The organism is uncultured Thiodictyon sp. (assembly GCF_903828115.1).
Classification (GTDB): Bacteria; Pseudomonadota; Gammaproteobacteria; order Chromatiales; family Chromatiaceae; genus Thiodictyon.
On the sequence record NZ_CAIKKU010000410.1, the window covers coordinates 1 to 7,044 of the forward strand.

Here is a 7,044-nt window from a genome sequence, read left to right on the forward strand (position 1 = left end):
ATTGAAGACGCGCAGTGTTCGCAAAGTGTTCATGACATAGGAAAGGGACACGGCATGTAGCCTTGGGGGCAGTTCAGATGTCGGATTTGCGTGATATATCAGTGAGCGCGAATATTAGTAGAACTTGATGCGATTGCCCTGGCCAACAGCCCGATCCCCAGCGTCAGGAAACGTTGCGCGGTGATAAAGGAACCGGCCTGGCGGGCCTGTACCGCGGCGGTGAGAAACAGCGCATGGGCGAGCGCCCGCTCGGCGGTCTCCAGAATCAGGGGCGCGGCGATCGCATAGTGTTCGGCGGCGCGTAAGGGATGCGCCGGATCGGCCCCGGCCTGGGCCAGGCGTCGGGCCATCGCCAGATGCAGCCGAGTACGCCAGGGGTCGTCGCGCAACTGATAGACCGCCTGCTGCATCCGGTCGTGGCAAAAGGCCAGCGCGGCATCGAGGTCGGCCTGATGCAAGGCCAGCACCTTGGGCGTGACGAGAATTCCACGCTCCAACGCGGGCCCGAGCCGGTCGGCGAGTGCGCCCGGGTCCTCACCGGTGGCGAGCGCCAGGAACCCCAGGGTGCAGGCGTTGCCCAGACAGGCGGCGGCGACCAAGGTGTCGGCGGTCGCGTGCCCCAAGTCGCGCAGCCCGGCGGCGAGGAAGTCCACCACATTGGCGCTGGCGGGATAGGCGGCAATGGCGGCCAGATCCCAGTGCCAGTGCCCCCGCTCCGGGTCCGGCCGCAGCGCCCCTTCGCGATAGAGCACATTCAGAAACTCGATCGTGAAAAAGGGGTTGCCGCTGGTCTTGGCATATAGGGCGGCGGCCAGCGGTTGCACGCGCTCCGGCGGCCGGTGCAGCATGTCGGCCAGCAGATCGGTTATGTCGCCCGCCGTCAGGCCAGCCAGGGTCAGCACCGGGGCCGGGGCGCCGGTGGCCGTCGGTTGGTGCAGCAGGTGCCGCAGCGGATGGGCCGCATCGACCTCGTTGTCGCGATAGGCGCCGATCAACAACAGGCCATGCAGTGCGGGCTCCTCCAGCAGCGCGCCGATGAAGTCCAGCGACGGCTGGTCGGCCCATTGCAGGTCGTCGAGAAACAGTACCAGCGGATGGGCCGGTGCGGCGACCTGACGCAGCAGGGCCACCAGCAAGGCGCGCAAGCGCACCTGCGCCTCGCGTGGCCCCAGTGCCGGTGCGGCGGGCTGGGCACCGAGCAGGGGCTCCAACTCCGGCACCACCTCGAATAAGGCCGCGGCGTCCGGGCCCAGGCCCTCAAGGATGCGCGCGCGCCAGTGCGCGACCCGCTCCTCGGGCTCTGCCAGCAGCAATTGGCACAACTGGCGCAGGCCCTGGGCCGGGGCCAGAAAGGGCCGATCGCGCTGGAATTGCTCGAACTTGCCACTGATGAACAGGCCCCGCGCCAGGGTCACCGGCCGGTGGATCTCGTGGATCAGCACCGTCTTGCCGACCCCCGAATAGCCGGCCACGAAGAGTCCCCGCGCCCCGCCCGCGGTCACGCCGGTGAAGGCCGCCAGCAGCGTTGCCAATTCACTCTCGCGCCCGTACAGGCGACGCGGCGGGCGGGGGGCAAGGGGCAGGTCGCGCTCCCTCAGTCGTACCGTCACGACTGGCTGATGCACGGCCAGCGCGGTGCTCAACTGGTGCAGATCATGGGCCAGCCCCGCCGCGCTCTGATAGCGGTCGTCGGGTTCCTTGGCGAGCAGGGTCAGGATCAGGTCTGCCACGCGGGTTGGCAACCAGGGCGCCAACTCGCGCGGCGGCAACGGGGCGCGGGCCAGGTGGGAGTGAATCAGGGCCAGCGTGTCGGTCTCCTCGAACGGCGGCCGTCCGGTCGCCAGCGCGTAGAGGGTGGCACCGAGTGAATAGAGGTCGGTGCGGTAGTCGACCGGCCGATTCATCCGTCCGGTCTGCTCGGGCGACAGATAGGCCGGGGTGCCCTGCAGGAAACTCGGGTGATCGAACCCCGGGTGTTCCGCGGCGAAGCCGGTGGCCAGGTCGAAGTCGATGACCTGCACCCGCAGGTCGGAGGGCCTCGCCAGGCGGTGGGCGGGCCGCACCAGGATATTATTGGGATTCAGATCCTTGTGGATGACGCCGCGCCCGTGGATCGCCGCCAGTGCGTGCGCCAGCGCTTGCGCGATGGTCAGAAAGCGTTCCCGATCGAGGTTGCCCAAGAGGCCCGACGCCTGCAGGGTGACGCCCCCGAAGTCGGCCACGGCCAGCTCCGGCGTGGCCGGGTCGTAGCGCACCAGGCGCGGGCAGCCGGGCAGGCCCTGCAAGAGCGTGAGGATGCGTTGCTCATTGTGCAGCGCGGACCGGGCGGGACCGAGGGCCCCGTCATCGCGGCCCCGCTTGACGATCAGCGGGCCGGCCGCCGGGTCGAGCAGGCGCAGCACCCGGTGTTTGCGCCCCCGGTGGATCTCGGTTGCGCACAGAGAAGGCCCGATCGCTTGAGTCAAGACGCTGCTTCCCCTGTTGCGCGCACGCATGCATGGTGATGAGGGTTGGCCTCAGACCGGCGAGCCGGGGGCCGCGAACCGACGCTCGAAGGCCAGCCGACCGGTCAAAAATAGACCGGACCATAGGGCATTTTCAACGCCTGACAGGATAAGATAAAGCGCGCCAATAGTCATTTAAACTATTGTCAATAGTAAGAAATACTGTCACTTTCCCGGCGCCTTGCCCGGCCCGCCGCAGCGATGACTGCGCCGTGACGATGGGGATTGCCCGCGCAACCCTGATGCATCCCGGCTGGTGCATCCTGGTCCGGGTTGCGCGCCGCGCCGGTGCCCGGCGGCCCCGGCGGCTCAATCCAGGAACAGGTTGTCGCCCCCCGGGCGGCGGGGGGCCTGGGCGGCGGGCTTGCCCGGCGCGCTCTGGCCGCCTGACGGTTTGCCGCCGTTGCCCGCTCCCGGCGGCGCGCCCCCCGCGAAGGGCTCCCAGCCGAGCCGGGTCAGTTCCGGCTTGGTCCAGGGGCCGGTCATGCGGTACTGGTAGCTGGCCAGGCGGTCGAGGGCGCCGCCGCTGAGCCGGTCCACCAGGTAGACCGCCGCCCCCACCACCGGGCCGCCGGCGACCCCGCTCGCCAGGGCGACACTGGTGCCGATGCTGGGGACGACGGTGACCGTCTGGTCATAGGTGCGGGTGCGCAGGTCCGCGAAGCCGCTGACGCGGATGTCGCTCGCAGGCCCCGCGATCTCGAAGGTCTGCAGGCGTGCCTGGCCGCTGCCGACCGCGATACGGCCGGTGATGCGCTCGAAGCCGAACCCCTGCTCATAGAGGTCGGTGAAGTCCAGGGACAAGCGGCGCCGCAGTTCACCCAGGTTGAGGAACCCGAGCACCCGGCCCATGCCGGGATCGACGTCGAGCAGCCGTCCCGGTCCCACGTCCAACTCGATCCGGCCGGTCGCGCGCGCCAGGGCAAAGGCGGCGAAACCGCCCGGCCAGGTGAGCCGCAGGCGTGCGTCCACGGGGGCGCGGCTCAACAGCGGGGCATAGTCCAGGGCGCGCAGCAGGGGGGCGGTGTCCGCGGATTTGAGGTCCAAGGCGAGCCGACCGCGCCCGCCGCCCGGCGCGGCCAGCCAGTCGGCGTCCCCCGTGACCCTGGTGTCGCCGGGGCCTTCGAGGTTGATGCGCGGGACCCGGACCCCGGCGGTGTCGGAGCGGACCTCCAGGCCCAGGCGGCCCAGCCCGGCCGCGCCCCAGCGCAGGTCCGCGACGCGCAGATCGAGCGATGGCGGGCGGCGGGCGGGGGCCGCGGCGGCGGGGGCGGCGTCCGGGTCGTCGGCGACGGGTACCAGGGCCTTCAGGTCCAGACGCTCCAGGTTCAGGTCCAGGGGCGAGGCGGGGGCGCCGCGCCCGGGCAGCCGGACCTGTCCCGCGAGCTCGCGCGACGCCACGCGCAGGTCCCAGCCGCCGCCGCCGTCGGCGGGGGCGGCCTGCACCCGGGCCTCGGTAAGCGTGGCCCCGCCCAGGTCCAGGCGGCCGATCCGCAGGTCCGTGGACACCGGCCCGAGGGTGTCGCCCGGGGCGCCCGGCAGGCCAGCGCCGGCCCCCAGCCCGACCGCGACGCGTCCCCACCAGTCGGACCAGGCCGGCAGGTCGAACACCGGCAGGGCGCCGTCGATGACCAGCCCGGGCGCCGTCGGCGCCGCCGCCCGCGCCTCCCCCAGGCTCACCCGGCCGCCCTCCAGGCGCGGTCGCGGCCCCGCCAGGTCCAGGTTCAGGTCCCAGGCCAGGGGCTCCAGGCGGCCGGTGATGGACAGGCGGCGGGCCGGGACCAGGGCGCCGGTCAGCTCCAGGGCGCGCGGCGGCTCCGCGGTCTTGCCCAATGGGGCCGGCAGGTCCAGGGTCAGGCCGCGCAGGTCCGAGCGCAGGGTGAAATCGAGCGGCACGGCGGCGGTCTTGACATCGGTGTTGCGCACCTCGATCCCCAGGTCCCAGTCCAGGTCGCCGCCGGCGAGCCGCCAGAAGGGCGAGGGGAAGCGGGCGGCCAGCAGCGCGGCCGGCATCCGGGCGCGGGCCTGGATGCGGGTCGCGGCGGACTCCGGGTCCCCGGGGTTGCGGGTACTGATGGCGAGCGTGAGCGGCCGGCCCCAGAGCTTGGCGCGGATGGCCGGCGCGCTCACCGAGTCGAGCGTAAACCGCAGGTCCCCCGCGAGCCCGGTCAGTTGCACCGGCGTGCCCCGCAGGTTGAGGCCGGCGGGTGCGGGCCAGGACAGGCGCCCGTCCAGGCCCAGGGTCCCGCCCGGCTCCAGGGGCACCTCCAGGTCCAGGACCAGTTGCGACTGACCCGTGACCTCCAGGGACCGCCCCAGGGGTCCCAGTTGCTGCGCCAGCGGCGTGTCCGTGAGGACCTTCAGGCCGTCGGCGAAGGGGCCGCTGCCCTGGGCGTGGATCGCGAGCCGCCGCGGGTGCCAGAGGTCGGCGATGCCGGCCCGGCCCTGGCTCAGCGTGGTCTCGTAGATGCGCCCCCGGTCCAGTTGGATGTCGAGCCCCTGATTCAGGAACCGCAGGTGCCCCGTGGCCGCCGTGATCGGCGGCCAACCGGGCAGGTAGTCGAGCACCATGGCCCGGTAATTGAGCAGCAGCTCGAAGGTTCCCTCCTGGGCCCGAAAGGGATAGTGTTTCAAGGGGCCGCGCAGCACCAGGTCGCCCCGGGTCACGGTGCCGGAGACCAGCGCGCGGGTGAGCCAGTCAGTCAGTTGCGGGTGCAGCACCCCGACCGGGAGATAGCGCCGGGTGGCGGCGGCGTTGGCGTCCTGGATGCTCGCCCGCAGGTCGATGACGGGACCGTCGGGCGCCGCGTCCGCGGGTCCGGGCAGCACCAGGGTGAAGCGCGCCTGCCCGGTGAGGTCCGGGTTGGCGAGGGTCAGGTTCGTGCCCGTCAGGCGCCACGCGCCGGCGGGGTCGCGCGCCCAGGCAAGTTCCCCGCCGAGGCGCTCCAGGCGCAGGGGCGGGTCGAACAGCGGGCGCAGATCCAGTTCCAGCCCGGCACTGCCGAGCGTCACCAGGCCCCCGTCCTGATCCGCCCGCAGTTGGGCGTCCAGGCCGGTGAGGCCCGGGAGCGGCGCGTGGCGCTCCAGCGCGAGTCCGCGGACCTGGGCCGCGACCTGCCAGGTCGGCGCCCCCGCGGGGGGCATCAGCACCAGTGCCGCCAGGCGCTCGACCCGCCCGCGCGGGTTCAGGGCGGCGAGCAGGGCCGGGTCCAGCGGCCCGGGCGCCACCGGTGACCGCGGCCAGGCGCGCAGCAGCGGGCCGGTCACGGCCTGCAGGTCGAAGCCGGCAGACCCAAAGGCCAGGGCGCGCGGCCGCCGGTCCGCGGACAGGCGCAGATCCAGTTCCAGGTCCGGGAACTCGGCCCCATCCACCGCGAGCCCCAGCTCGGCCGCCTGGAGCCGCCAGCCGCCGTCCCGCCGGGTGACGCGGACCAGGCCGTCGAGGCGGTCCAGGGAGAGCGCGGCCGGGGCGGCGGCGGGCGCCGTGGCTGGCCGACCCCCGCTCCCCGTCGCCGCGTCGCCGCCGGGCAGGCGCAGGGTGACGGCGCGCATCCCGACCCGGTTGAGACTCTCCCGCAGCACCCCCTGCTCCACCTGGTTCCAGCTCTCCAGGTGGACGCTATGGCTGCGCACCAGGTCCGGATCGAGCAGGGTCCAGGGTACCAGGGGAGCCAGGTCCGCACCGTTGAGACTCAGATAGACCTGCCCGCCCCACTGACGCGTATCGGCCGCATCGCCGCGCAGGTCGGCCAGCACCCGCAGTCGGGTGTCGTCGGGTGCGGCCGGTGTCGGCGTCGGCGTCGGCGTGGCCGCGGGCACCGGGTGGGCGAACAACTCGAACTGATGCAGGGGCCCGTCGTTGTGCAGGCGCAGGCGCACCTGGGTCAGCCGGACCACCGCGCCGCCCGCGGCGTCATCGATGATCAGGATATCGCCCCCGGTGAGATTGAGCTGCCCCTGGCTCAGGAACACCTGCAGGGCGTCCGGGTCATCCGGGCGCAGCGCGGCGAGTCCGACCAGACTCACCCGCCCGTCCAGGGCGCGATGCACCGCGAGGTGGGCCCCCACCAGGGTCAGGGAACGCAGCCGGGGCTGCCAGGCAAGCAGGGAGGCGAGGGGGTCCAGGTCCAGTTCCAGGGCGTCGAGGCGCAGGAGATCGGCCCCGGTCTGCGGGCAGGAAATGACCACCTTGTCGAGCACCAGGCGCGGCGACCAACCGACGAGACGCAGCGTCAGGGTGGCGACCTGGAGCGGGTAGTGGAGCTGCCCGGACAGGGCCCGGGTCAACTCGTCGCGATACCGGTCGGCGACCGGCAGGGCCAGGCGCAGCGCCGTCATGAGGACGGCGAGCAGGATCAGGCCGAGCAGGCCGAGGCGCAGGAGCCAGGTGATGAGACGGCGCGTCAGGGGTTTCATCGAAGGGGGGAGTTGTCCGCCGTTGTCGTTGTCGTTGTCGTTGTCGTTGTCGTTGTCGTAATCGAGGTTATCGTAGCGCCCAGGATTCTCTCGCACCCAACAGGGCATCGCTTCTCCGATTACG

2 protein-coding genes are annotated in these 7,044 nt (G+C 72.3%); both read right to left on the reverse strand.

The window, feature by feature from the left end:
* Positions 1–98: 98 nt before the first annotated feature.
* A complete protein-coding gene (locus QZY48_RS15180) occupies positions 99–2,465 on the reverse strand; it encodes an AAA family ATPase (protein ID WP_295432239.1) in 2,367 nt (788 codons plus the stop codon).
* Between the two features lie 348 nt (positions 2,466–2,813).
* Complete coding sequence (locus QZY48_RS15185; RefSeq protein WP_295432242.1) at positions 2,814–7,028, reverse strand: YhdP family protein; 4,215 nt, start codon at positions 7,026–7,028, stop codon at positions 2,814–2,816.
* Positions 7,029–7,044: the final 16 nt, after the last annotated feature.

Bases quoted from the DNA above. Each gene is read 5' to 3' on its own strand.
- QZY48_RS15185 (WP_295432242.1), bottom strand. From the start codon at position 7,028: ATGCCCTGTTGGGTGCGAGAGAATCCTGGGCGCTACGATAACCTCGAT.